The 24,556-nt window shown below is 68.1% G+C and carries 19 protein-coding genes; 8 read left to right on the forward strand and 11 right to left on the reverse strand.

The genetic code is table 11. The features are described from left to right. On the reverse strand, positions 1-1,149 hold the full coding sequence (locus AC3WS4_RS04960) for an HlyD family secretion protein (protein ID WP_492736075.1): 1,149 nt from the start codon (positions 1,147-1,149) through the stop codon (positions 1-3). Continuing rightward, complete coding sequence (locus AC3WS4_RS04965) at positions 1,149-2,576, reverse strand: efflux transporter outer membrane subunit (RefSeq protein WP_492736073.1); 1,428 nt, start codon at positions 2,574-2,576, stop codon at positions 1,149-1,151. The genes AC3WS4_RS04960 and AC3WS4_RS04965 overlap by 1 nt, the downstream gene beginning before the upstream one ends. 65 nt (positions 2,577-2,641) lie before the next feature. On the opposite strand from AC3WS4_RS04965, the gene AC3WS4_RS04970 reads away from it, so the two are divergent. Next, complete coding sequence (locus AC3WS4_RS04970) at positions 2,642-3,277, forward strand: TetR/AcrR family transcriptional regulator (RefSeq protein ID WP_492736072.1); 636 nt, start codon at positions 2,642-2,644, stop codon at positions 3,275-3,277. 5 nt (positions 3,278-3,282) lie between these two features. Here AC3WS4_RS04970 and AC3WS4_RS04975 read toward each other — a convergent pair whose 3' ends face one another. The 5 genes from AC3WS4_RS04975 to AC3WS4_RS04995 all read right to left on the reverse strand — a co-directional run bounded on the left by AC3WS4_RS04975 (position 3,283) and on the right by AC3WS4_RS04995 (position 8,935). Then, a complete protein-coding gene (locus tag AC3WS4_RS04975) occupies positions 3,283-3,666 on the reverse strand; it encodes a reverse transcriptase-like protein (RefSeq protein ID WP_492736070.1) in 384 nt (127 codons plus the stop codon). A gap of 178 nt (positions 3,667-3,844) precedes the next feature. Next, positions 3,845-5,941 (reverse strand): TonB-dependent receptor plug domain-containing protein, encoded by a 2,097-nt coding sequence (locus tag AC3WS4_RS04980; protein WP_492736069.1) that lies wholly within the window; start codon positions 5,939-5,941, stop codon positions 3,845-3,847. Then, the gene (locus tag AC3WS4_RS04985; protein WP_492736067.1) at positions 5,938-6,681 is read right to left on the reverse strand and encodes a hypothetical protein; all 744 of its coding nucleotides are present in this window, start codon (positions 6,679-6,681) and stop codon (positions 5,938-5,940) included. The genes AC3WS4_RS04980 and AC3WS4_RS04985 overlap by 4 nt, the downstream gene beginning before the upstream one ends. Positions 6,682-6,827: 146 nt before the next feature. Continuing rightward, the gene (locus AC3WS4_RS04990; RefSeq protein ID WP_492736065.1) at positions 6,828-8,561 is read right to left on the reverse strand and encodes a M56 family metallopeptidase; all 1,734 of its coding nucleotides are present in this window, start codon (positions 8,559-8,561) and stop codon (positions 6,828-6,830) included. Next, positions 8,558-8,935: a BlaI/MecI/CopY family transcriptional regulator gene (locus AC3WS4_RS04995; protein ID WP_187138989.1), complete on the reverse strand. Its 378-nt coding sequence runs from the start codon at positions 8,933-8,935 to the stop codon at positions 8,558-8,560. Before AC3WS4_RS04995 ends, AC3WS4_RS04990 begins: the two co-directional genes overlap by 4 nt. 127 nt (positions 8,936-9,062) lie before the next feature. On the opposite strand from AC3WS4_RS04995, the gene AC3WS4_RS05000 reads away from it, so the two are divergent. From AC3WS4_RS05000 to AC3WS4_RS05010, 3 genes are all read left to right on the forward strand, one after another. After that, positions 9,063-9,866 carry a hypothetical protein gene (locus AC3WS4_RS05000; protein ID WP_187138990.1) on the forward strand — a complete coding sequence of 268 codons (804 nt, stop codon included), beginning with the start codon at positions 9,063-9,065 and terminating at the stop codon, positions 9,864-9,866. A gap of 101 nt (positions 9,867-9,967) precedes the next feature. After that, on the forward strand, positions 9,968-12,103 hold the full coding sequence (locus AC3WS4_RS05005) for a S9 family peptidase (protein WP_492736063.1): 2,136 nt from the start codon (positions 9,968-9,970) through the stop codon (positions 12,101-12,103). Positions 12,104-12,105: 2 nt separating this feature from the next. Next, on the forward strand, positions 12,106-14,445 hold the full coding sequence (locus AC3WS4_RS05010) for a GH92 family glycosyl hydrolase (RefSeq protein ID WP_492736061.1): 2,340 nt from the start codon (positions 12,106-12,108) through the stop codon (positions 14,443-14,445). 6 nt (positions 14,446-14,451) lie between these two features. Here AC3WS4_RS05010 and AC3WS4_RS05015 read toward each other — a convergent pair whose 3' ends face one another. Continuing rightward, positions 14,452-14,823, reverse strand: coding sequence for a hypothetical protein (locus tag AC3WS4_RS05015; protein WP_492742649.1), 372 nt, complete (start codon positions 14,821-14,823; stop codon positions 14,452-14,454). A 64-nt stretch (positions 14,824-14,887) separates the two neighbouring features. On the opposite strand from AC3WS4_RS05015, the gene bchE reads away from it, so the two are divergent. Both bchE and AC3WS4_RS05025 read left to right on the forward strand, forming a co-directional pair. Continuing rightward, the gene (gene bchE / locus AC3WS4_RS05020) at positions 14,888-16,402 is read left to right on the forward strand and encodes a magnesium-protoporphyrin IX monomethyl ester anaerobic oxidative cyclase (RefSeq protein ID WP_492736057.1); all 1,515 of its coding nucleotides are present in this window, start codon (positions 14,888-14,890) and stop codon (positions 16,400-16,402) included. Between the two features lie 63 nt (positions 16,403-16,465). Further along, positions 16,466-17,437: a magnesium and cobalt transport protein CorA gene (locus AC3WS4_RS05025; RefSeq protein WP_492736055.1), complete on the forward strand. Its 972-nt coding sequence runs from the start codon at positions 16,466-16,468 to the stop codon at positions 17,435-17,437. Positions 17,438-17,677: 240 nt separating this feature from the next. On the opposite strand, the gene AC3WS4_RS05030 is transcribed toward AC3WS4_RS05025, so the two are convergent. The 3 genes from AC3WS4_RS05030 to AC3WS4_RS05040 are packed head-to-tail and all read right to left on the reverse strand — an operon-like array spanning position 17,678 to position 19,081. Then, on the reverse strand, positions 17,678-17,857 hold the full coding sequence (locus tag AC3WS4_RS05030; protein ID WP_492736054.1) for a hypothetical protein: 180 nt from the start codon (positions 17,855-17,857) through the stop codon (positions 17,678-17,680). A gap of 1 nt (position 17,858) precedes the next feature. Further along, the gene (locus tag AC3WS4_RS05035) at positions 17,859-18,434 is read right to left on the reverse strand and encodes an SRPBCC family protein (RefSeq protein ID WP_492736053.1); all 576 of its coding nucleotides are present in this window, start codon (positions 18,432-18,434) and stop codon (positions 17,859-17,861) included. Beyond that, the gene (locus tag AC3WS4_RS05040; protein WP_492736051.1) at positions 18,434-19,081 is read right to left on the reverse strand and encodes a glutathione S-transferase family protein; all 648 of its coding nucleotides are present in this window, start codon (positions 19,079-19,081) and stop codon (positions 18,434-18,436) included. The genes AC3WS4_RS05035 and AC3WS4_RS05040 overlap by 1 nt, the downstream gene beginning before the upstream one ends. 181 nt (positions 19,082-19,262) lie before the next feature. On the opposite strand from AC3WS4_RS05040, the gene AC3WS4_RS05045 reads away from it, so the two are divergent. Together AC3WS4_RS05045 and AC3WS4_RS05050 are read left to right on the forward strand one after the other, a co-directional pair. Then, on the forward strand, positions 19,263-20,909 hold the full coding sequence (locus AC3WS4_RS05045) for a CHASE domain-containing protein (RefSeq protein WP_492736049.1): 1,647 nt from the start codon (positions 19,263-19,265) through the stop codon (positions 20,907-20,909). Further along, entirely contained in the window at positions 20,893-24,549 is a 3,657-nt protein-coding gene (locus AC3WS4_RS05050) for a hydantoinase B/oxoprolinase family protein (RefSeq protein ID WP_492736047.1), read from the forward strand. The genes AC3WS4_RS05045 and AC3WS4_RS05050 overlap by 17 nt, the downstream gene beginning before the upstream one ends. Positions 24,550-24,556 lie beyond the last annotated feature (7 nt).

A 24,556-nucleotide genomic window follows, 5' to 3' on the forward strand; every position in this document is an offset into this window, starting at 1 on the left:
TTACTTGCCGCCGCGCGTGTCGATCGTCGCTTCCATCGACAATCCGACGCGCAACGGATGCGCCTTCAGCTCTTTGGGGTCGAGCGCGATGCGTACCGGCAGGCGCTGCACCACCTTCACCCAATTGCCCGTCGCATTTTGCGCCGGGATCAGCGAAAAGGCCGCGCCAGTGCCGCCCGCGATGCCGACGACCTTGCCATGGAACACCACGTCGTCGCCGTAAAAGTCCGACACCAGTTCGACCGGCTGGCCCATGCGGATGTCCTTGAACTGGCTTTCCTTGTAGTTGGCGTCGACATAGGCGGTGGCGATCGGCACGATCGTCATGATCGGCGCGCCCGCGGCGATCCGCTGCCCGACCTGCACCTGCTTGTTCGTCACGATGCCGTCGACCGGCGCGCGGATCACCGTGCGCGCCAGGTCGAGCTCGGCCTTTTCGAGCCGCGCTTGTGCCGCCGCGACGTCGGGCGCGCTGTCGATCGTCGTCCCGCGGGTCAGCGCCTCGGCCGCGCCGAGGTCGCCCGTTGCCGAGCCCCGCGTCGCCTGCGCCGAAGCGATTCCGGCCGATGCCAGGTCGCGCGCCGCCGTTGCCGACTGCAGCGCGGCGCGTGCCGAGGTGATTTCCTCGCCCGACACCGCGCCGGTGCCCGACAGGCTTTCGCGCCGCGCCAGTTCGGCGCGCGCCTTCTCGACCATCGCATTGGCATCGCGCAGCCGCGCCCGCGACTGGTTCACGTCGGCGCCGCGTGCGACGACGCGCGCCCGCGCCGCATCGGCATTGGCACCCGCCTGACCGTAACGCTGCCGCGCCAGCCGCAGCGCCGCCTGTGCGTCGGCGACCGCCAGCTTGGCATCGGCATCGTCGAGGATGACGAGGATGTCGCCCTTCTTCACCGCCTGCGTACCCGCGACGCGGACCTCCTGCACCGGCCCGGCGACGAGCGCGGTGACGACGGCGGAATCGGCACCGACATAGGCATTGTCGGTATGCACCCGCCCCGCCTGCGTCAGGAAATACCACACCGCCCAGAGCAGTGCGACGCTGACCACGACGATCAGCAGGATGCGCAGGAATTTCCTGCGTTTCGCGCCATTCGCCTCGGCGGTGGGGGAGGTTTCGGCGGGGATCGCAGCCGTATCGTCGGCCATCATCTGTCTCCTGTGGAAGTCTTGGCCCGATAACCGCCGCCCAGCGCGCGGATCAGGCTGATGTCGAGCGACAGTTGCCGCGCCTCGAGGTCGGCGACGCCGCGCGCCAGCGCCACCGCGCTGTCCTCGGCGGTCAACGCGACGATCTGGTTCGACAGCCCGGCGCGATAGCGCAGCCCGGCGAGCTTCGACGCCTCTTCGGCCGCGGCCAGCGCCGCGCGCCGCTCGGTCAGTTGCCGCGCATTGGCCTCGCGACTGCGCACGATGTCGGCGACATCGCGAAGCGCCGCGATCAGGCTCTTGTCATAATTGGCGACCACGACGTCATAATCGGCGCGCGCGCCGCGATACCGGCCCTGCAACCGCCCGCTGTCGAAGATCGGCAGGCTCAGCGCGACGCCGCCATTGCCATATTCGGATCCCTTGTCGAACAGGTTCGACAGCCCGAGCGATTGTAGCCCGACCAGCGCCGACAGGCTGATGTTCGGATAGAAATCGGCGCGCGCGACATCGATGCGTTTCGCCGCCGCCTCGCCGCGCAGCCGCGCCGCGACGATGTCGGGCCGCCGCCCGATCAGCGCGATTCCCGCGTCGGCCGGCAATCCCGCCGCCGGGACGGTCAGCACCGGCCTGGCGATCGCCAGCCCGCGATCGGGACCCGCGCCGACCAGTGCCGCGATGCGGTTTCGCGTCAGCGCTATCGCCTCCTCGAGCGCGACGACATCGCCGCGCGCCGCCGCGGTACGGCTCTCGGCCTGCCGCTGCCCCCCCAGATTTTCCAGCCCCGCCCGCGCGCGCTCGGCCGACAACCCGGCGCTCGTCCCGCGCACCCGCACCGCCGCGTCGGCGACGTCGAGCGCGGCGAACTGCCCCGCAAGGTCGGCATAGGCCGAAGCGATCCCGGTGGTCAGCATCAGCCGCGCCTGCGCCGCATCGACCCGTGCCGCCTCGGCCTCCGACGTCGCCGCCGCCAGCGCCGCGCGATTGCGGCCCCACAGGTCGAGGTCGAAACCGAAGGTCGCGGCGATATGCCCCGTATCCTGAATCCCGTCGGGCACGAACTGCGGCGGAATGCCCAGATTCTTGCTCTGCTGGGTGCCGCCGACGCTGCCCTCGACGCCGACGCGCGGGCCGAGCGCCGCGCCCGCCTGCTGCGCCAGCGCGTCAGCGGCGCGCACCCGCGCCGCGGCGATCGCGACGTCGGGCGATCCGGCCAGTCCCTCGTCGATCAGCGCCGTCAGCTGTGCATCGCCGAACCCCTGCCACCAGCCCTCGACCGGCCACGCGCCCGCCGCATCGGCGAAGGAGGCGCTCGACGCCAGCGACTCGGGCGCGACGGGAACCGGCTTCGGCCCGACGTCGGGGGTCGCAACGCAGCCCGCGAGCAGGCCGAAAACAGCGGTGACAAGAAATATTCTGCGGGGCATGGCATCCAACGATACTAGCTGGTATCATGCGCCATTGAACTGCGGACGATAAGTTGTCAATCGAAATGATACCAGACAGTACGACTACTTTGGACGATGCCGCTGCGGCGCGACGCAAGGCCTTTGTCGACGCCGCGCGCGCGCTGTTTTTGGCGAACGGCTATAGCGGCACCACCATGTCGTCGATCGCCGCCAAGGTCGGTGGGTCGAAGACGACGCTCTGGACCTATTTCCCGTCGAAGGAGGACCTGTTCGCGGCGGTGGTCGACGAGATCGTCGGCGAATATGGCACCGCGCTGCACGTCGACTTGCCGGTCGACCAGCCGGTGGTCGAGGTGCTGACGCGCTTCGGCAATGTGCTGATGGCGGCGCTGGTCACCACCCCGCTGCTGTCGTTGTTCCGCCTTGTCGTCGGCGAGGCCGAGCGCTTTCCGCATCTCGCCGAAACCTTTTACGAGCGCGGCCCGCGTCGCGGCAAGGCGCGCGCCGCCATCTGGGTCGCCGCCAAGATGGCGCGCGGCGAATTGCGCACGGGCGACCCGATGCAGGCGGTCCGCCATTTCGCCGGGCTGTGCCAGTCGGGGATCTACCAGCACGCGGTGCTCGGCCTGCCCGAAGGCCGAGAAACCGACCGGATCGCCGCCGAAGTCGATGCGGCGGTCGACACCTTTTACCGTGCTTGGGGGCCTGCGGCGCGCTGAGCACCTCAGCGCGCGTGCAGCTTCGTCAGCGCGATCCCCGCCAGGTTTTGCGCCCGCCCGACATGGCGCACCCGCGGCCTGGGGCCGTCGCCCACCAGGGCATGAAATGCCGCCAGATGGACCGCCGCACCGCCGCGCGCCCTTACCGCCCCGTTCGCCTGAGCCACCACAGCGGCGGCATCGCCGAGCAACAGGAAATCCTCGAACCCCCGCGTCCGCGCCAGCCGCAGCCCCGCGATCAGCGCCAGCCATTCGGCGTCGAGGCTGCCGCCCCGACCCGCATCGCGCTCGATATGCGCGACCCCGCCGCACACGACGGCGATCTCGATCGTCCCCGGATTCGGCCGCGCCCCGCCGTCGAAATAGATTTTGATACGGGTCTTGGTCATAGCGCTCACTTACCGCAAAGCGGCGCCATCGAGAACCGATCCTCCCTGTGCCGAAGGCATGGGGAGGGGGACCGCTCGCGAAGCGAGTGGTGGAGGGGCCAGCGACGTCGCGCCAACGCCCCTCCGTCAGCGCTTCGCGCTGCCACCTCCCCATCGCTGCGCGACAGGGAGGATTTCCTCAGAACTTCCCGCGCACCGAGAAAGCGAAGACCGGCCCGATCAGCCGGTCGCGCTTCTCGACGAAGGCGATCGGGCTTTCGCCGCGCACCCCGGTGTAGACGGTGCGGTCGCGCTTCGACCGCGCATTGGCGGCATTGGCAAGCTGCGCCCGTACCGTCAGCCCCATCACATTCTTGTGCTCGATATAGGCCGCGGCGAACCACGGCCCCTCCCACGTCTTGTCGACCTGGTTGCGGCGATAATTGGGCTGGTAATGCCCATAGTTGGCGCTCGCGCCCAAGGCGATATCACTGCCCGGGATGTCGTACCGCGTGCCCAGTTCGATCACGGTGTCGGTGAACCCGCTCCACTGGCGCTTCTCCCCCGTGAACGGATCGCGCAGCGAGCTTTTCTGGAGCAGCACCCGTGTCTCGAACTTCATACCCTTGATGCCGGCGGGGTCCATGTTGATCGTCGCGGTCCAATCGATCGCGCCGGCCTTGGCCTTGGCGATATTGCCGACCGCTTCGCCATCGACCCCGATCGGCACGACATCGACACGGTCCTCGACGTCGCGATAGATCAGGATGACCTTGGTCGATCCCCAGGCGCCGAATTTCTTGTTGATCTCGGCCTCGTAACTCCAGTCCTGCTGGGGCCGCAGGTCGTTGTTGCTCTCATTCTGGTTGCCGTCGTTGAGGAAGGCGCGCGCAAGAAAATCGTAAAAGGACAATTGCAGCACCCGCCGCCGGATCTTGAGCGACGCGTCGAAATCGGCGGTCGGCGTCCAGGCGAGCGACAGCGACCCCTTAGGCCGGGAAAAGGTGCGCGTCAGGCCGTTGACCCCGGTCTGGGTGATCGTCGAATGCTCGGCGCCCGCGACGATCTGGAACGACAATTTGTTCGTCAGCTTGCGCCCGAAGCTCAGCAGCCCTTCGTAGCGGTCCTCGCTGACTCCGCCGGTGCCGCCCGGAAAGGGTATGTCGACGAACACGCCATCCTCGAGCTCCGCGATCGACGCCACATTGTCGAGCGTGTTGAACGCCGCCTCCCCCGACAATTGCCAGTCGCCGCCGAACATCTTCCACTGATATTCGCCGCGTGCGATCGTCTCGCCCAAATCGCCGGTCTGCGCAAAGCGGTCGCCCTCGTCCGGCCTGCCGTCGGCAAAGGTCGTGACGATTTCCTGTGAGTAGGGCTCGTGGCTGAACCGCCGCAGCCCGATCAGCTTGAGTTTGCCCGGTCCGACCCCGAACTGATAATCGCCGCTGACCTCGTAGTTCCAGCTGTCGGCGTTCTCACGCACGGTGCGCAGCCGGTCGACAAGCCCGGGGCCGGTACGCACGCCATTCTCATAATAGCGGTCATATTTGCGCTGATAATGGCCGCCGAGGTTCGCGACGCTGTCGCCCGCCGGGTCCCAGGTGATCCGCCCCGACAATTTGGGCGTGTCATAATGGGTGTTCCAGATATCCTTGCGCCGCTCGATGAGGTTGCCCGCCCCGTCGGTGATCAGCGTCGGGCCGCCGGCACCGCTGCGCGCCGAATCGTCGTTGTTGAGCGCCGCCTCATATTCCAGATCGCCCGACCGCCCGCGCACCGACACGTCGCCGCGGGTGAACAAAGGATCGGTGTAATGCGCCCGAAACTCGGGCTTCCACGAAAATTGGCCCGAGAAGCTGTCGGCGCGATAGACGATGTTCGCGACCTGCCCCGACAATCCGGGGATATCGAGCGTCGCCCCGTCGACGATCTCGATCCGCTCGACATTGCCCGCGGGGATGCGCGACAGCTGGGTGTACATGTCGTCGCCCTTGTTCGACGGCCTTTCGCCGTTGAACAGCACATTGCCCGTCGCCTGCCCCAGCCCGCGCAGATTCTCATTGTCGCGGATTGAAAAGCCGGGGACCTGATTGAGCATGTCATAGGCGTTCTTCGGCGCGTAGCGCGCGAAGTCGGCAGGTGTATAGACCTGCCGCGCGGTGCTGCTCGCGCCGCCTGCGGGCACCTCGGTCGCCGCGGGCGGCGGCGTGTCGCCGGTCGGCGCGTCCTGCGCCGCGACGGGAAGGGCGACCAGCACCGCCGCGATCGCCGAAAGACTGGCTGCGATCCTCACTGACCGCCCCCCGTCGCCCGGTTCATCGCCCTGGCATAATCGCCGGTGACGCCCATCGCCTTCATGCCGACCACATCCTCGACGTCGAGCGTGTCATATCCCGCCGCGACCAGCTCGCGGACATAGGCGCCGGTCACGCCCAGCGCCTTGCACGCGATCGCATCCTCGACCTCGGTCAGCTTCAGCGGCGCCCGCTTGAGGTCGCGGACATAGTCGGGGGTCACCCCCAGCGCCGCGGCGGCGATCAAATCATTGCTGTCCTTCGGCTTCACGCCTTCGCGCGTCAGGCCGTCGGCGAGCGTCAGCGTCGCATCGACCATCAGCATCGCGAGCAAGTCGCCGCGCTTCTCGGGCGCCAGCCCGCGGGCGGCCAGTTCGCGCTCGAAACCGGCATCGGCGGTGAAGTCGCAACGCCCCTGCCCCTTGTGGGCCGCGGTCAGCGTGCCCGTGCATTCGAGCGACCCCGCCGCATGCCGCACCGCAAAGCGGACCGGTCCGGTCCCGCCCAGCGCGCTGCGCGCCGCGGCGAATTCGGGGCGCGCGCCGTCGAGCGCGATGTCGCTGTTCGAATTCTTCTGGCGCAGGCGCAGCACCGGCTGGTCGCCGGCGCCGTCGGCCGGCTTCACGTCCCAGGCGATCGCGCCCGTTTCCTGCGCCGCGGCGGTCGCGGGCTCGCCCGGTCCGGCGCAGGCCAGCACCGACATCAGGGCCAGGCTCGACGCGATAATCATGCTCTTCATGGCTACACTCCTCCCTCGTGCGCCGGACGAGCGTCATCGCTCGCCGCCGCAGCGACGTTTCAACACAGACTTTCGATCAGTGGCCGCCAGGGTCGGACGAATGTCCGGGCGTCAGCGGCCGGTTGGGCCGGACCGGAGTCCGGGGATCAATCTTCGGGCGGTTCCGGCGGCTGCGGTGCTTCGGGGATTTCGATCCGCGCGACCCGGCCGTCGGCCGACCGCGCCTCGATCACCCCGCCGGGGCCAACCCGCACCGTCGCCGCCTTGTCGCCCTTGTCGCCTTTGCCGCCCTTCGGCCCCTTCGCGACAAAGGGTCGCCGCGGCGCCGACACCGCGCGCAACGCGATCGCATCGTCGGGGGTGCGCAGCACCACCCCGGCCTTGCGCATCTCGCGAATATAGGCGCCGTCGACCCCCATCGCGCGCATCCCGGTCAGGTCGTCGAGGCCGACGCCGGGGAAATAGGACTGGATTTCGCGGGCATAGGCGGCATCGACGCCGACCGACGCGGCGCCGATCATGTCGCCGACGTCGGATCCGGGGAACAACCGGCGCATCTGGCCGATATACGCGCTGTCGACCCCGCTCGCCTTCGCAGCGATCACATCGTCGGCATCGACCGACCAGCGTTCGTCCTGCATCTGGCGGACGTCCTCGGGGGTCACGCCGACCGCACGCATGCTGATCAGCTGCTCGGGGGTCAGCGGCTTGCCGGCCGCGGCGGCCTTGGCCTCCTTCTCGGCGACGGCCTGGGCAGCGACGGCCGTCCGCGCCGACGCCCGGGCGGTTTCGCGCGATGCGACCGCGACGGCGCGGGACTCCTCCGCCGCCTGCCGCGCTTCGGGTGCGGTCGCCGAAAAGGCGGCGAGCGGCACCGTCAGCCCGACCAGCAGCATCAGGCTGCCGAACATCCAGCCGCCGCTCGCCGGACCGCGCTTCAGGCTGCCGTCGAGCACGCGGGTGATCCGCCGCTTCAGGCTGCTCTTGGCGGGTGCGACGCCATGCGCCGCCAGCAATACGGCCTTATTGTCGTGGCGCGCCGCGCCGACCAGCAGGGTCGCATAGTCGGGGCCGTCGATGTCGGCCATCAGCACCGCATCGTCGGCGGCTTCCTCGCGGAGCTGGTGGCTCTCGCGCGCCAGCATCCACACAAAGGGATTGAACCAGAACACCGCACAGGCGACCCGCGCGCCGAGCAGTTTCGCCCAGTCGAGCCGTGCGACATGCGCCAGTTCATGCGCGATGATCGCCTCGGCCTCGCCGGTCGCCGCGACCGCCTTCGGGCTGAGCACGATCGTCGGGCGCAGCACGCCCCAGCTGATCGGCGAGCGCAATTCCTCGCTCACCAGCAGCGCGGTGCCATGCTTGAAGCCCATGCGGCGCTGCGCCTCGGCGAGCGCCGACAGCCACGACGGCTGCACCAGCACCTCGGCGCGGCCGCGCATCGCGAACAGGCGGACGACCGCGAGCAGCATCACTCCAAACAGCAGGACGAGCGGGACCGCATAGAGAAAGGGGGCAATATCCCCCAGCGATGGCAATACGACCGGCGGCGACCCGGTCGCCCCCGCCGCGACAGGGACTGACGTCGCGGCGGGGGGGGCCAGGTCGGCCACCGGCCCCCCCGTTGTCGAAAGGTCGCCCGCGGCCAGCGCCACCGGGGCCGCGTCGGCGAACCACGCGGCGGGCAGCGGCGCCCATTGGGGCATCAACAGGATCGCGGCGGGCAGCGCGAGCAGGGCGAACAGCCCGCTGTGCGCGATCATCGACCGCTCGCTCGACGAGCGCGACCGCGCGAGGCGCAGCAGCAACAGCGTGACGCCGGCGATCGCGGCGGATTTCCAAGCAAAGCCCAGCAGCATGTTGGCATCGAGCATCATTTCGCCCTCCCTTCGCGCGCCTGCGCGATCAGTTTTTCCAGTTCATCGAGTTCGGATCCGCTCATCTCGTCCTGCATGCCGAGCAGCGCCGCGGCGGCGCTCGTCGCCGATCCGTTGAAGAACACGCGCACCACCTGCCCCAGCGCCGACTTGCTCGCCGCCTTCTCGGGGACGCTCGGCGCATAGAGAAAGCCGCGCTCCGATTGTTCGCGCGCGACGAAGCCCTTGCCCTCGAGCCTTTTCAGCATCGCGCGGATCGCCGACCCCGACAGCTCGTCGGGCATCGCCTCGCCGATCTCGGTGACCGTCGAGGCGCCGCGCTCGTACAGGATATCGACAATCTCGCGTTCCCGCGGGGGCAGACTGGACAGCATTCGAATCACCTCATGCGCTACATTTGTAGCGTGCTACATTTGTAGCGCCACCTTGGCAAGGGGTTTTATTCGAGTAAGACAGTGGAAGCCGGCGGCGGCCGGGATGGCGGGGCGGGAGTAACCAGGCATGGCGGGGAAATGGACCTTCGGGACGGGGCGACTACTGGCGCTGGTGGCCGCTTTGGCCGCGCTCCCGGGCTGCGACCGGGCACCGAAGAAGCCAGTCGTCGAGACCGCGGCGGCGCCCGCGACATCGTCATCGCGGGCCGAAATCTTCGGCCGGCTCGCCGACACCTTCGTCGCGTCGGAGACCTATCCGACGGGCAACATGATTTTCTACGCCCCGCCGAAAGCTTATGGAAGCTGGCTCTGCCGCGTGGACAAAATCTCGATTCCCGAATGGATCGCGCGCGGACGTCCCAAGAGCGAAGGCGAAAAGTGGAAAGACGACATCGCGGTCGAAACCTATTATGCCGCATGGCGGTCCCCCGCCGAAGGCAATGATGATGATCGCGAGGCGGCTTGTGCCAAATTCCGCGACTTCGACACGCTCTTCTATGCCGACGGTATCGATGGTCCCGGACGCTATATCTTCCTGCTCGACCGGCTGCTGCGCGACCTCGCGGCGGGCAAGACGACTTATCCGGTCGAATGCGTCGACCGGCGCGGGTCGCGCGCGGGCAAGCCATGCGACGCCAAGGCTGTGGCGAGCGGACTTTCGATCAGGAAGCTCGGCAGCGGCCAGACCGAATCCGAACGCGAAACCGAAAACTCCTTCCTCAGAACCGACCGGCTCCACTTCCGGATTGGAAATGCCCATGACCACCCCGTCATCCTCGTCCTGACGATCGACAGCGAACAGCATTTCGGACGCCAGTCGATTGACGAGGGAGACATCCGCTCGGCGCGCCTTGAGATGGAAGTCATCTGAACGCGGCATGGTGCCCGGCACCATCTCCGGGCACCCGGTTGACCGTCCGCCGCTTAAGGTTCAGACCCGCGCCATCCAGTCGAACAAGGGGCATGATATCTATGCGTAAACTCGCGATCCTCGGGGCGAGCCTCCTCGTCCTCGCCGCCCAGACCGCCGCCGCGCAGGAGGCCCCCGCCGCGACCGCAACCCCGGACACACCCCCTGCCATGTCGGCCTCGGCCACCGGCAGCGCGCGCACCGGGGCGCAGCATCGCTTCACCGGCGAGGATCTGTTCGACCTCGCGATCGCCTCCGATCCGCAGATCAGCCCCGACGGCCGCCGCATCGCCTATGTCCGCCGCGCCAACGACATCATGTCCGACAAGGCGGCCAGTTCGATCTGGCTGATCGACACGACGACCGGCGAGGAAGTCGCGATTGCCGGCCAGAATGGCGGCGCCTTTTCGCCCCGCTGGTCGCCCGACGGCAAGCGGCTGGCCTATGCCTCGACCGAGGGCGGCAGCGCGCAGCTCTGGGTCCGCTGGATGGACGGCGGCGAAGCGGTGCGGCTGACCGGTCTGCCGACCAGCCCGTCGAGCCTCGCATGGTCGCCCGACGGAAAGTCGATCGCCTACACGATGCTCGTCAAGGACGACGGGCCGAAATTCGGCAAGGCCCCCGCGAACAAGCCCGAGGGCGCGAAATGGGCCGAGCCGCTCGAGGTCCGCGACCTGCTCACCTACCGCGCCGACGGCGAGGGATATATCGAGCCGGGGTTCGAGAAGATCTTCACCGTTCCCGCCACCGGCGGCGCCCCGCGCCAGCTGACCTTCGGCCCCTATCACGACGGCGGCCCGCTCAGCTGGTCGCGCGACGGCCGCACCCTCTATTTCGGCGCCAACCGCAAGCCCGATTGGGAAAATGACCCGGTCGAGGGCGAAATCTACGCGCTCGACGTCGCGAGCGGCGGCGTCACCGCGCTGACCGACCGCAATGGCCCCGACGGAAATCCCGTCGTCTCGCCCGACGGCAGCAAGATCGCCTGGCTCGGTTTCGACGACAATCTGCGCGCCTATGAAAATACCCAGCTCTATGTGATGAACCGCGACGGCTCGGGCCGCCGCAGCCTCACCGCCAACTGGGATTATGGCGCCGACGCGATCCTCTGGGATGCCGACAGCGGCGGCGTCTATGTCCAATATGACGACCATGGCGAAACCCATGTCGCACGCATCGGCCTCGACGGATCGGTGCGCACCGTCGCCTCCGGCCTGTCGGGCGGTGGACTCGACCGCCCCTACACCGGCGGCAGCTTCTCGGTCTCGAACGGCGACGCGATCGCCTTCACCGGCGGCACCGCCACCCGCCCCGCCGAGGTCCAGCTGGCGGCCGCCGGCAAGACCCGCATCCTCACCGACCTCAACCGCAGCTTGCGCGACGTCAAGGCGTTCGGCGAGGTCCGCAAGATCACCACCCCGTCGAGCCACGACGGCAAGGCGATCGAGGGCTGGCTCACCCTGCCCCCCGGCTATGTCGCTGGCAACAAGGTGCCGCTGATCCTCGAAATCCACGGGGGGCCCTTCGCGGCGTACGGCCCGCATTTTTCGACCGATAACCAGCTCTATGCCGCCGCGGGCTATGCCGTACTCTCGGCCAACCCGCGAGGGTCGACCAGCTATGGCGCCGCCTTCGCGAACGAGATCGACAAGGCCTATCCGGGCAATGATTATTTCGACCTGATCTCCATCGTCGACCGCGCCATCGCTCTCGGCATCGCCGATCCCGACGCGCTGTTCGTCACCGGCGGCTCGGGCGGCGGGGTGCTCACCAGCTGGATCGTCGGCAAGACCAACCGCTTCAAGGCCGCGGTGACCCAGAAACCGGTGATCAACTGGACGACGCAGGCGCTGACCGCCGACGGCCCCGCCTTCTTCGGTCGCTACTGGCTCGGCGCGATGCCGTGGGAAAAGCCCGAGCTGTTCTGGGCGCGCTCGCCGCTGTCGCTCGTCGGCCAGGTCGAGACCCCGACGATGGTCGTCGTCGGCGCCGAGGATTATCGCACCCCGGTCAGCGAGTCCGAGCAATATTATACCGCACTGCGCCTGCGCGGAGTCCCGACCGCGCTGGTCAAGGTCCCCGGTGCCAGCCATGGCGGCATCGCGGCGCGCCCGTCGCAATCGGCGGCCAAGGCTGCGGCGATCCTCGCATGGTTCGAGAAGTACAAGAAGGGATGGACCCGGCCGGCGGGCGAGTGAGCATGAAACGCCTCGCCACCACCGCCGCGTTGCTGCTCGCGGTGCTGGCGATTCCGGGCGCGGCCGAGGAACCCGCGCCCGATATCCTGACCTTCGTCGACCCGATGATCGGCACCGGACCCGAAGGCCACACCTTCCCCGGCGCCACCGCGCCCTTCGGCATGGTCCAGCTCTCGCCCGACACCGACGCGACGTGCCAGATCCGCGACTGCTACGCCAACGCCGCGGGCTACAGCTACCACGACCCGACGATCCAGGGCTTCAGCCACACCCATTTTTCGGGCGCTGGCCATTCGGACCTCGGCGATTTTCTCGTCATGTCGCAGGTCGGGGAGGTCAAACTCGACCCCGGCGATCCCAACCGGCCCGGCTCGGGCTATCGCCAGCGCTTCGACCATGTCACCGAAACCGCCAGCCCCGGCTATTATGCCGTGACCCTCGCCGACAGCGGCATCCGCGCCGAACTCACCGCGGGCACCCGCGTCGGCATCCACCGCTACAGCTTCCCCGCGGGGCAGCAGGCGCATCTCCTCCTCGACCTCCGCTCGTCGCTCTATGATTATCCGGGCAAGATCCTCTGGTCGGGGCTCCGCCGCCATGCCGACGGCACGATCACCGGCTTCCGCGAGACCCGCGGTTGGGCGCCGGGGCGCAAACTCTATTTCGCGATGCGCTTCTCGCACCCGCTGTTCGGCCACGCCTTCGTCGATCGCGACGACAAGATTCCGTACAAGGGTTTCCAGGGTCCCGGCCGCGGCAGCGACGCGCTCGCCGAAAAGCTCGGCAAGGCGCTCGAAGCGCGCTTCGACTTCGGCGAATTGCGCGGCCCGCTCGAAGTCCGCGTCGCGCTCTCGGGGGTCGACGAGGCCGGCGCGATCGCCAATCTCGATGCCGCCGAAAAGGAAGCTGGGGGCGCCGGCTTCGACGCCGTCCGCGCCCGCACTGAGGGTGCATGGCGCAAAGCGCTCGGCGGGCTCACCATCGAGGCGCCCGCGCCGATGCGCACAAACCTCACCACCGCGCTCTACCACAGCCTGCTCGCCCCCAGCGTGTGGAGCGACGTCGACGGCCGCTACCGCGGTCCCGACGACCAAGTCCATGTCGCCAAGGACTTCACCGTCCGCTCGACCTTTTCGCTCTGGGACACCTTCCGCGCCCAGCATCCGCTGCTCACCCTCGTCCAGCCCGAGCAAACCACCACCGATATCGTCCGCTCGCTGCTCGCCAGCCAGCGGCACAGCCCGCACGGCATCTTGCCGGTCTGGCAATTCCACGGGCGCGAGACCTGGACGATGATCGGCTATCATGCCGTCCCTGTCATCGCCGACGCCTATATGAAGGACCTCGGCGATTTTGGTGCCGACGACGCGCTCGACGCGATGGTCGCGAGCGCCGACTATGCGCCTTATGGCGGCCTCGGCGACTATATGACGCGCGGCTACGTCCCGATCGACCGCGAGCCCGAGGCGGCGTCAAAGACCGTCGAATATGCCTATGACGACTGGACCATCGCCCGCATGGCCGAGAAAATGGGCCGCACCGACATCGCCGACCGCTTCTACAAACGCGCCGGTAATTGGCGGAACAGCTTCGACGCCAAGACCGGCTGGCTGCGCGCGCGCAAATCGGACGGCGACTTCCGCACCCCCTTCGATCCCACCGCGATCAACTATGGGTCGGATTATACCGAGGGCAACGCCTGGCAATATTCATGGTTCGTCCCGCAGGACCAGGCCGCGCTCTTCGCCATCCTCGGCGGCGACGCGAAGGCGATCGCCAAGCTCGACGCGATGTTCGATTATGACAACAGCAAGCTCGACTACAGCCATGCCGAGGATATCGCCGGCCTCATCGGCCAATATATCCATGGCAACGAGCCGAGCCACCATGTCGCCTATCTCTACGCCTATGCCGGGGCGCCCTGGCGCACGCAGGAACGGCTCAAGCAGATCGTCGACAGCCAGTATAAACCGACCCCCGACGGCCTCTCGGGCAATGACGATCTCGGCCAGATGTCGGCCTGGCTCGTCTTCACCGGCCTCGGCTTCTACCCCGTCGCGCCGGGGTCGAACCAATATGTCATCGGCCGGCCGTTCGTCGACCGCGCGGTGCTGGCGCTACCGGGCGGCAAAAGCTTCACCGTCGAAACGGTCGGGCTGTCGGACGCGAACCCCTATGTCGGCAAGGTCGAATTGAACGGCAAAGTGCTGACCCGCAGTTGGATCGCCGACGCGGAGATCCGCCAGGGCGGCACGCTGCGCTTCACGATGCAGGCGAAGCCCAACGCGGCGTGGGGCAAGGGCACGGACGCTCGCCCCTATTCGATGTCGCGCACGAAATAGGATCGCTCAGCCGAAGTAAGCGGCCAGCCCGATCGCGACCAGCACCGCTCCCGCCAGCGCCTCGCCGATGAGGACCAACGCCATCGCTCCCGGTGCCGACCGCCCCGAGGGCACCACCGCCTCCCCGTTCAACCCCTGCCACGCCGCCGTCATCGCAGCAAAGGCCGACCGCTCGCGCAGCAGCAGCCGCTGGGCGACAAACGCCCCCGCCACCGGCACCCATCCGATCAGCGCAAGCGCTTCCACCACCGGAAACAGCGCCCACAAGGCCAGCGTCAGCAGAACCGAAAAAGCAACCACCGCGAAATAGAGCCGGCTGAAATGCAGCCGCGTGTCGCTCATCACCCGGTAACGGACCAGCAACGCGTCCCTGTCCATCATATCCCCTCGCGCTTCCCTAATCGGCTGATATACCGGTCAAACCCGATGGAGTGAACGGTCGATGCGCATTGCCCTGGTCAACGTCCCGCATCCCGCGATCGGCAGCCGTATTCCGGACGAACATCTCCCCCCGCTCGGCCTGCTCTGCGTCGGCGGGCCGCTGATCGACGACGGGCATGAGGTGCGCCTGTTCGATGGCGAATTCGGCCCCGCGCCGCTCGAAACCCTCGCCGCCGACATCGCCGCCTTCGCCCCCGACGCCGTCCTTTTCGGCCATTCGGGCTCCTCCTCGGCGCAGCCGATCATCACCGCGGTCGCCGCAATGATCCGCACCGCATTGCCGCACGCGACGATCGTCTATGGCGGCGTCCACCCTACCTATCACTGGCGCGACATCCTCGCCGCCGACCCCCATGTCGACGTCATCGTGCGCGGTGAGGGCGAGGCGACCGGTGCCGCGCTGTTCGCGGCGCTCGGCGCGCAGGCGCCGATCGATACGATCCGCGGCCTCGCCTTCCGCGATGCCGACGGCCGCGCCATCGCCACGCCCCCCGCCGCCGCGATCAACGACCTCGACGCCCACCGCATCGGCTGGGAGCTGATCGACCATAGCCGTTATTCCTATTGGGGCGGCAAGCGGGCGGTCGTGATCCAGTTCTCGCGCGGCTGCCCGCACCTGTGCAACTATTGCGGCCAGCGCGGCTTCTGGACCCGCTGGCGCCACCGTGACCCGCGGAAACTCGCCGCCGAAATCGCGCATCTTCACCGCAACCATGGCGTCGAGGTCTTCAACTTCGCCGACGAAAACCCCAGCGCCGGGCGCAAGCCGTGGAAGGCGTTCCTCGAGGCTCTGATCGCCGAAAATATCTCGGTCACCCTCGTCGGCTCGACCCGCGCCGACGACATCGTGCGCGACGCCGACATCCTCCACCTCTATAAGAAAGCGGGCTTCGAACGCTTCCTGATGGGCATGGAGAATACCGACGAGGCGACGCTCAAGCTGATCCGCAAGGGCGGCACCGTCGCCGCCGACCGCGAAGCGATCCGCCTCCTTCGCCAGCATAATATCCTCTCGATGGCGACCTGGGTCGCGGGCTTTTCGGACCAGAGCGACCGCGACCTCTGGCACGGCCTCAGACAACTGATCGACTACGACCCCGATCAGATTCAAGCGCTGTACGTCACCCCGCATCGCTGGACCCCCTTCTTCTCGCTCGCTCGCGACCGCCGCGTCGTGCAGGACGACCGCACCAAATGGGATTACAAGCATCAGGTGCTCGGCATGGACCGCATGCCCCCCTGGCGGCTGTTCCTGTGGGTCAAGGCGATCGAGGCGGCGGCGCAGCTTCGCCCGCGGTCGCTGCGCCGTTGGGCGTGGAACCCCGACCCGAAGATCCGCCACGCGATCCGCTGGTACTACCGCATGGGCCGCCGCGTCTGGTTCCACGAAATCATCGGTTTCCTCTTCCGCGACCGCACCCGCGACCGCGGCATGACGCTCGCCCAGTTTGCGGGCGAAACGCTCGAAGCCGAGGAGGAATCGATGGTCGTCGAGCGGCGCGCCCGCGCAGCCTGACGCCCCTTCCCTTCCCCGCGCCGCGATCTATGGAAGGCATAGCTCCGCAAGAAAGTCCCGCCGATGCCGATCATGGCCGCCCGCCACTATAACCAAGGCCTGCTCGTCCGCGAACTCGGCCCCGACGACATCATCCCCGAGGATTGCGACGACGGCGATTTCTACTGGCTCGGCCTCTTCGAGCCGACGCCAGAGGAACTCGCGGGCATCGCCAAGCGCTTCGGCCTCCACCCGCTCGCCGTCGAGGACGCGCTCAAGGCGAAGCAATTGCCCAAGGTCGAGGTCTATGGCGACCAGCTGTTCGTCATCGCCGCGACCGGCAACCGCGAGGGCGATACGATCCAGTCGGGCGAGACCGCGATCTTCGTCGGCCGGCATTTCATCGTCACCGTCCGTCACGGCTCGGCGCGCGCCCACACCGACGTGCGGGCGCGGCTCGAAACCCTGCCCGCCAAGCTCGCGCACGGCCCCGACTATGTCCTTTATGCGATCCTCGATTTCATCGTCGACGGCTATTTCCCGGTGATCGACGCGATCGAGGACCGGCTGCTGCTCGTCGAGGAAAGCGTGATGGACACGCCGTTGGATGCGGCGGAAATCCGCCACCTCTATGCCCAGCGGCACGAGGTCATCCGCTTCCAGCGCATCGTCGGGCTGATGAAGGACGTCGCCTGGCGCCTCGCGGGCGACGACGAACTGCCCGGCATCGACGACGCGGTGCGCCCCTTTTTCCGCGACATCTGGGACCATGTCCAGCGCGCCGAATTCCGCCTCACCGGGCTGCGCGACGTCACCGCCTCGGTGATCGAGACCAACTCGATGCTCGAACAGCAGCGCCAGGGCGTCATCACCCGCCAACTCGCCGCCTGGGCCGCGATCCTCGCGGTGCCGACCGCGATCGCCGGCATCTACGGCATGAATTTCGAGTTCATGCCCGAGCTCGACTGGACGCTCGGCTATCCCTTCGCGCTCGGGCTGATCTTCGGCGGCTCGGCGCTCGTCTTCTGGCGCTTCAAGCATATCGGCTGGCTCTGACGCAGCTGGAATGTCGGTTTTGGGGTGGGAAGCGGACTTTGCCGCTTCCTTGCTTTGTCCTTCCCGCGAAAGCGGGAACCCAGGGATGAACCAGCCAACGGACGCTCTGGGTCCCCGCTTTCGCGGGGATGACAAAGAGAGAGAGAGAGAGAGAGAGAGAGAGAGAGAGAGAGAGAGAGAGAGAGAGAGAGAGAGAGAGATGAGGCAGATTTCGCCGGAAACCCGCCACCCCTCACCGCCTCAGCCCGCCGCCTTCGGCATCCACTTGCCCTTGGTCCGGCTCGTCAGGTGAAACTGCCGGCACCGCTCGCAGCGATAGGGCCGCAAGATCAGCCCGGCCTCGCGCGCCGCCGCCATCGCCGCTTCCGCCGAGGCATAACGCCGCTTGCGTGCACAGATACTCGCCCGCGTGCGCACCATGTCAGCGGCGCAGCTTGGCGTTCCAGTCGACCGGCCCGGTCACGAACCGTGCGCGCAAATTTTCCAGCGTCTCCCCATTCCCGCCTTCGAAAAAGGCGACCAGCGCCCGCCCGCCCTCGCTGTCCGGATAGCCGCGCGAGATCAGCCGGACACGGGTCTGCCGGCCCGCCGGTTCTATCTCGAACACGCTCGTCACCTTTTGATACGCCTCCCAGTGCGGAAACCCGGCCGGCGCCTTGACCGTCCGGAATCCCAGCCGCCGGCCGGGAATCCGATCGCCGAACCACTGCTGGATCGTGTCGGCACCGCCCGGTTTCGACGCCGGGTCATAGGCCGCCTCGATCAGGTCGGGGTCGTCCTTCGTCATCCACGCGACCGGCACCGCCCAGGTCATCCAGCCTTCGGCGGTCGAGATCGCGGTCCACACCTCGGCGGGCGTCGCATCGACCAGTATCTCATGCACCAGCGTCGTCGTGGCGTCGGCCTCGACCTGCCTCGTCACCCGTATCTCTCCGGCGAGCGCCGGCGACACCGTCAGCAGCAACGCCGCGGCCAGCCCGGTCGCCCATGCGCGCATCAGGCGAGTACCTTCGCCATCATCCGTTCTTCCTTCGCCACCCACGGCGCCATGCTCGGCCGCGACAGGATAGCTTCGCTCCATGCCGCGATCTTCGGGTGCGTCGCCGCATCGACGACCGCGCCGCAATGGCGGAAATTCATCAGCGGCGACGCCACCGCGAGGTCGGCGAGCGTCAGCCGGTCGCCGACGAGGAAACCCGACGCCGGGATCGCGCTTTCCAGATAATCGAGCAGCTTCGGCAATTCCTCGCTCTCGGCCTGCGCCGCGGCGGCGAGGTCGCCCTCGCGGCCCAGGAATTTCGGCGCGACGATGCGGTTGAAGAACATCTTGCCGCTGCACGCCGCGAACACCGTGTCGCCGAACTCCTCCCACCAGATCACCCGCCCGCGCGCCTGCGGGTCGGCGGGGATCAGTTCGGGTGAGGGATGCTTCGCCTCCAGATACTGGATGATCGCGCTCGAATCGGCGAGCATGAAGCCGTCGTCGTCCATCGCGGGCATCTTGCCGAGCGGCGAGGCGGCTCGGAACCCCGGATCGGGATCGCCGATCCCCACCCCTTTCAGTTCGAAGTCGATCCCCTTCTCGCCGAGATAGGCGAGCAATTTTCGCACGAAAGGCGACACCAACGAACCGTAAATGATCATCCGACCGCTCCCCTGTTCTTCTCCATCGCGCCCGTCTTACGCCAAAGGGCATAAACCGCAACCATCGCCGCGGCGGGTGCATAAGCGCGACATTGCGCTTGCTAAGCGCCCGTCCGCGTGGGAATATTGCGGTCACAGGGGCGCCGGGCTCAGCGATAAACCACGGGAAAATAACAAGAGCATGCGCTCGGTTTGGGCAGATCGGCTGATAGGGCTGCTGGTCCGTTTCGTCGGGCTGGTGATCCTTGTCGCCACCCTGATCGCCGCCGCCGCCAGCTTCCTCTACAACCAGTCGCAGGAGGCCGACCAGGCCAGCCGCGTCGCGACGCAGGTCAATATGCGGCTGCGCGACCATATCGCGGTGCTCGAAGGCGTCCGCGCGCTGTATCAGTCGGACACCGCCGCCAGCGGTCCCGGCATCCGCGCCTATCTCGCCGCGCTGCAGCCGCAGGTGCAGGCGCCGGGCATGGAGGGGGTCGGCATCGCCGCCGCGGTCCGCCGCGACGACCTGGCCCCCGCGGTGGCGCAATTGCGCCTCAACTACGGCCGCGACATCGCGATCTGGCCCGCCACCAGCCCCCGCAAGATCGGCTTCGCGGTCGTCCTCGTCGAACCCTATACGCCGCGCCGCAACGCCGCGCTCGGCTTCGATATGTACAGCGAAGCGACCCGGCGCGAGGCGATGCGCCGCGCCTGGCAGACCGGACGCCCCGCCGCCAGCGGCATCGTCCACCTCGCGCAGGAACGCGTGTCAAAGGTCAAACAGCCGGGCTTCCTCGTCTACGTCCCCGTCTATGCGCGGCAACGCACGGCGCTGGAACCCGCCGACCCCGGCGATGTCCCCGCTCCCTCCACCACCGCCATCATCGCGACGATGGGTGACGCGCGGCCGGTCGAAGCGTTCGTTTACGCGCCCTTCCGCACCGAGGACATGATGAAGGCGGTGCTCGGCGAACAGCTCAAGGGCGTCGATGGCATCGAGGTCCGCGCCGGCGAGGGTCCGTCGGCGCCGCTCGTCTTCAGCCACGGCACGATCGGCTGGGACGCGCACGAACAGAAATTGCACGTCGCCGACCGGCAATGGATCATCCGCATTTCCTATGGCCGCTTCATCGACCGGCTCGGGCGGCCGCTCGGCATCTTCCTGTTCGGCCTCGCGCTCGCGGTGCTCGCGACCCAGCTCCACCGCGTCCAGCGCCGCCGGATCGACGCCGCCCAGGCGCTCGCCGCGGAAAAGGCGCGCCATGCCGAGGATCGCGAACTGATGATCGGCGAAATGGCGCACCGGATGAAAAACGCCTTCGCGCGGATCGGGGCGCTCGCGCGGATCACGCTGCGCGAATCGACCGACCTTCAGGATTTCGAGGCCAAGTTCGACGGCCGCATGCGCGCGCTGTCCGATGCGAAACAGATGCTCGTCACCGGCGCCGTCGACACCGTCGACCTCGGCCAGATCATCCGCCGCGAACTCGAAACCACCGGTCGGGCGTCCGACGACGTCACCGGCCCCGACGTCCGCCTCGACGACGAAGCGGCGCAGGCGATCTCGCTCGCGGTGCATGAAATCGTCACCAACAGCATCAAATATGGCGCGCTCGCCGGCAAGGGCGAACTCAGCGTCGGCTGGCGCCGCGCGGCCGAGGATATCGAACTCAACTGGGTCGAAAGCGGCCTTCCCGAAACCCCGCAGATCGACACCGAAAGCTTCGGCACCCAGTTCATCCGAACCCTGATCGAACGCCAGCTCAAGGGCAGCTGGAACCGCAGCGCCGCCGACCACAGCCTCTCGATCACCATCCGCTGGCCCGACCGTGACATCGCGGACTGACGCCGACTGGCAGGTCTGGATCGATCGCGGCGGCACCTTTACCGATGTCGTCGCGCGGTCGCCGGACGGCGCGGTCGTCACCGCCAAATATCTGAGCGAGGATCCCGCGCGCGCCGGTGACGCCGCGGTCAATGCGATCCGCGACCTGACCGGCGCCGGCACGGGCGCGCTGCCGCCGCTCGCGATCCGCATGGGCTCGACCGTCGCGACCAACGCGCTGCTCGAACGCAAGGGCGAACCGACATTGCTCGCGATCACCCGCGGTTTCGGCGACGCGCTGACTATCGGTTACCAGGACCGCCCCGACCTCTTCGCACGGCGGCTCGACCGCATCCCACCCCCGCATGCCGCGGTCGCCGAGATCGCCGAACGCACCGCCCCCGATGGGAGCATCCTGACCCCGCTCGACGAGGATGGCGCGCGCGCCGCGTTGCGGGCCGCCCGCGACGCCGGCCTCGCCAGCATCGCGATCGTCCTGATCCACGGCTATCGCTATCCGGCGCACGAACTGCGCCTCGCCGAAATCGCGCGCGAAACCGGCTTTACGCAGATCTCGACCAGCCACGACGTCAGCGCGCTGATCAAGCTGGTCGGCCGCGGCGACACGACCCTCGCGGACGCCTATCTCTCTCCCGTCCTGCGCCACTATGTCGATCAATTCTGCGCCCAACTCAGTGACGACGTCGAACCACAATTCATGAAAAGCTCGGGCGGCCTCGCGTCGGCCAGCGCCTTCCACGGCCGCGACGCGATCCTCTCGGGTCCCGCGGGCGGCATCGTCGGGATGGTCGGCAGCGCCGCCCCCTTGGGCAAGACCCGCCTGATCGGCTTCGACATGGGCGGCACCTCGACCGACGTGAGCCATTATGCCGGCCGCCTCGAGCGCGATAACGAAACGATCGTCGCGGGTACCCGCATCCGCGCCCCGATGCTGCGCATCCACACAGTGGCGGCGGGCGGCGGCTCGATCTGCCGCTGGGACGGCGCGCGCCTGCTCGTCGGCCCCGAAAGTGCCGGTGCCAACCCGGGTCCCGCCGCCTATGGTCGCGGCGGGCCGCTCACCGTCACCGACTGCAATGTGCTGCTCGGCAAGATCCAGCCCGATCATTTCCCCAAACTCTTCGGCCCGAACGGCGACCAGCCGCTCGACCGCGACGTGGTGGTCGAAAAATTCGCCGCTATGGCCGCCGAAGTCGGCAACATCACTCCCGAAGCTCTCGCCGAAGGCCTGCTCGCGATCGCGGTCCAGCAGATGGCGAACGCGATCAAGCGCATCACCATCGCGCGCGGCCATGACGTGACCCAAGGCTATAGTCTTGTCGGCTTCGGCGGCGCCGCGGGCCAGCATGTCTGCCTCGTCGCCGACGCGCTCGGCGTCGACGAAATCTTGCTCCATCCGCTCGCGGGGGTGCTCTCGGCCTATGGCATGGGCCTCGCCCGGCCCTCGGCGATCCGCGAGCGCACGCTGGGGTCGACGCTCGACGCCCAATGCGCCGAGATGCTCGCCGAGGTCGAAACCGAGCTAGCGCAGCAAGCCCGCGCCGACCTCGCCCCCGACGCCCAAACGACCCAGGAAACCCTGCTCTTCGTCCGCCTCGCCGACAGCGACAATGCGATCGAACTCCCCCTCGCCGCGCCCGCCGACGTGGCGCGAGCCTTCGCCGCCGCCTTCCGCCAGCGCTTCGGTTACGCCCCGCACGCCAATCTCGTCGTCGACCGCATCCGCGTCGAACTGACCGAGGCGGGCGACGCCCCCGCCGCGCTTCCGCCGCCCGCTGCATCCGAGGAAACGCCGCCCGAAACCGTCTCCGCCTGGCTCGCCGGAGCCCGCCACGACGTCCCGCTCCACCAGCGCGACGCCCTCGCCCCCGGCCGCACCGTCACCGGTCCCGCGATCATCATCGACGCGCTGTCGACGACGGTGATCGAGCCGGGCTGGACCGCGACGGTAGAGGCAGAAGGAACGCTCAGGCTCTCTAGTGCTCCCCGGCGAAAGCCGGGGCCCAGCGCAACCAAAAACGCGCGCGGCAGCGCGCCGTCTGGGCCCCGGCTTTCGCCGGGGAGCACTGACCCCGCAACCCCCGACCCCATCCGCCTCGAAATCTTCAACAGCCTGTTCATGGCGATCGCCGAGGAAATGGGCAGCGCGCTCCAGCACAGCGCCTCGTCGATCAACATCCGCGAACGGCTCGACTTCTCCTGCGCGATCTTCGACGGCGAGGGCCGCCTCGTCGCCAACGCCCCGCACATGCCGGTGCATCTCGGCTCGATGGGCGAAAGCGTCCGCACCATATTGCGCCAACGGACCAAAGACGGCCGCGGCCTCCGTCGCGGCGACGCCTACGCCCTCAACGCCCCTTACGACGGCGGCACCCACCTCCCCGACATCACCGTCATCATGCCGGTGTTCGTCGCCAAAGAAGAGGGGGACGCCGACGCCCCCGCCTTCTTCGTCGCCGCGCGCGGCCATCACGCCGACCTCGGCGGCATCGCGCCGGGATCGATGCCCCCCGACAGCCGCAGCATCGAAGACGAGGGTATTCTCTTCGACAACATACTGATCGTCGACGACGGCAATTTCCTCGACGCGGAGGTCGCCGCGCATCTGGTCGACGGCGCCTTCCCCGCGCGCAACCCCGCGCTCAACATCGCAGACCTGAAGGCGCAGGTCGCCGCGTGCCAGCGCGGCGCCAGCGCGCTTGCCGACCTTTCCGCCGCGCACGGCACCGCGACCGTTGCCGCCTATATGGCGCACGGCCAGGCGCAGGCCGAAGCGGCGGTCCGCCAGCTCATCGCCCGCCTCGACGACGGCGCCTTCCGCTACGCGATGGACAATGGCGCCGAGGTGGTCGTCGCGGTCAAGGTCGACCGCACCGCGCGCCATGTCACCATCGACTTTACCGGCTCGTCGGCGACCCTGCCCGACAATTTCAACGCGCCGCTGCCGGTCGTCCGCGCCGCGGTTCTTTATGTGCTGCGCACGATGCTCGACGACCCGATCCCGATGAACGAGGGCTGCCTCGCCCCCGTTACCCTGATCGTCCCCGCGGATTCGATGCTTAGCCCCAGCTATCCCGCCGCGGTCGTCGCGGGCAATGTCGAGACCAGCCAGGTCATCACCGACGCGCTGTTCGCCGCCTTCAACGCGATGGCGCCCGCGCAGGGGACGATGAACAATTTCACCTTCGGCAACGACGCCTACCAATATTATGAAACGATCGCCGGCGGTTCGGGCGCGGGCCCCGGCTTCGACGGCACGTCGGTGATCCAGACGCATATGACCAACAGCCGCATGACCGACCCCGAAGTCATGGAAATGCGCTTCCCCGTCATCGTCGAGGAATTCTCGATCCGCAAAGGCTCGGGCGGCGGGGGCCAATGGCGGGGCGGCGACGGCGCCACCCGTCGCATCCGCTTTCGCAAAGCGATGACCGCGAACATCCTCGCGAACCGCCGCAGGATCGCGCCCAGTGGGCTCGCGGGCGGCGACGATGCCGCACCGGGACAAAACTGGATCGAGCGCGCCGACGGGTCGGTCGAGATGCTCGCCGCGACGGGTAGCGCCGATCTCGGAGCGGGCGACGCGTTCGTGATCGAAACGCCGGGCGGCGGCGGCTATGGGAAAACAGGGGAGAGATAGGGTGACG

The organism is Sphingopyxis sp. EU05-FHT14B03, from assembly GCF_058790875.1.

Excerpts from the sequence above, each read along its gene's own strand:
- AC3WS4_RS04960 (WP_492736075.1), bottom strand. The coding sequence starts at position 1,149 with ATGGCCGACGATACGGCTGCGATCCCCGCCGAAACCTCCCCCACCGCC.
- AC3WS4_RS04965 (WP_492736073.1), bottom strand. The coding sequence starts at position 2,576 with ATGCCCCGCAGAATATTTCTTGTCACCGCTGTTTTCGGCCTGCTCGCG.
- AC3WS4_RS04970 (WP_492736072.1), top strand. The coding sequence starts at position 2,642 with ATGATACCAGACAGTACGACTACTTTGGACGATGCCGCTGCGGCGCGA.
- AC3WS4_RS04975 (WP_492736070.1), bottom strand. The coding sequence starts at position 3,666 with ATGACCAAGACCCGTATCAAAATCTATTTCGACGGCGGGGCGCGGCCG.
- AC3WS4_RS04985 (WP_492736067.1), bottom strand. The coding sequence starts at position 6,681 with ATGAAGAGCATGATTATCGCGTCGAGCCTGGCCCTGATGTCGGTGCTG.
- AC3WS4_RS04990 (WP_492736065.1), bottom strand. The coding sequence starts at position 8,561 with ATGATGCTCGATGCCAACATGCTGCTGGGCTTTGCTTGGAAATCCGCC.
- AC3WS4_RS04995 (WP_187138989.1), bottom strand. The coding sequence starts at position 8,935 with ATGCTGTCCAGTCTGCCCCCGCGGGAACGCGAGATTGTCGATATCCTG.
- AC3WS4_RS05000 (WP_187138990.1), top strand. The coding sequence starts at position 9,063 with ATGGCGGGGAAATGGACCTTCGGGACGGGGCGACTACTGGCGCTGGTG.
- AC3WS4_RS05005 (WP_492736063.1), top strand. The coding sequence starts at position 9,968 with ATGCGTAAACTCGCGATCCTCGGGGCGAGCCTCCTCGTCCTCGCCGCC.
- AC3WS4_RS05010 (WP_492736061.1), top strand. The coding sequence starts at position 12,106 with ATGAAACGCCTCGCCACCACCGCCGCGTTGCTGCTCGCGGTGCTGGCG.
- AC3WS4_RS05015 (WP_492742649.1), bottom strand. The coding sequence starts at position 14,823 with ATGGACAGGGACGCGTTGCTGGTCCGTTACCGGGTGATGAGCGACACG.
- bchE (WP_492736057.1), top strand. The coding sequence starts at position 14,888 with ATGCGCATTGCCCTGGTCAACGTCCCGCATCCCGCGATCGGCAGCCGT.
- AC3WS4_RS05025 (WP_492736055.1), top strand. The coding sequence starts at position 16,466 with ATGCCGATCATGGCCGCCCGCCACTATAACCAAGGCCTGCTCGTCCGC.
- AC3WS4_RS05030 (WP_492736054.1), bottom strand. The coding sequence starts at position 17,857 with ATGGTGCGCACGCGGGCGAGTATCTGTGCACGCAAGCGGCGTTATGCC.
- AC3WS4_RS05035 (WP_492736053.1), bottom strand. The coding sequence starts at position 18,434 with ATGCGCGCATGGGCGACCGGGCTGGCCGCGGCGTTGCTGCTGACGGTG.
- AC3WS4_RS05040 (WP_492736051.1), bottom strand. The coding sequence starts at position 19,081 with ATGATCATTTACGGTTCGTTGGTGTCGCCTTTCGTGCGAAAATTGCTC.
- AC3WS4_RS05045 (WP_492736049.1), top strand. The coding sequence starts at position 19,263 with ATGCGCTCGGTTTGGGCAGATCGGCTGATAGGGCTGCTGGTCCGTTTC.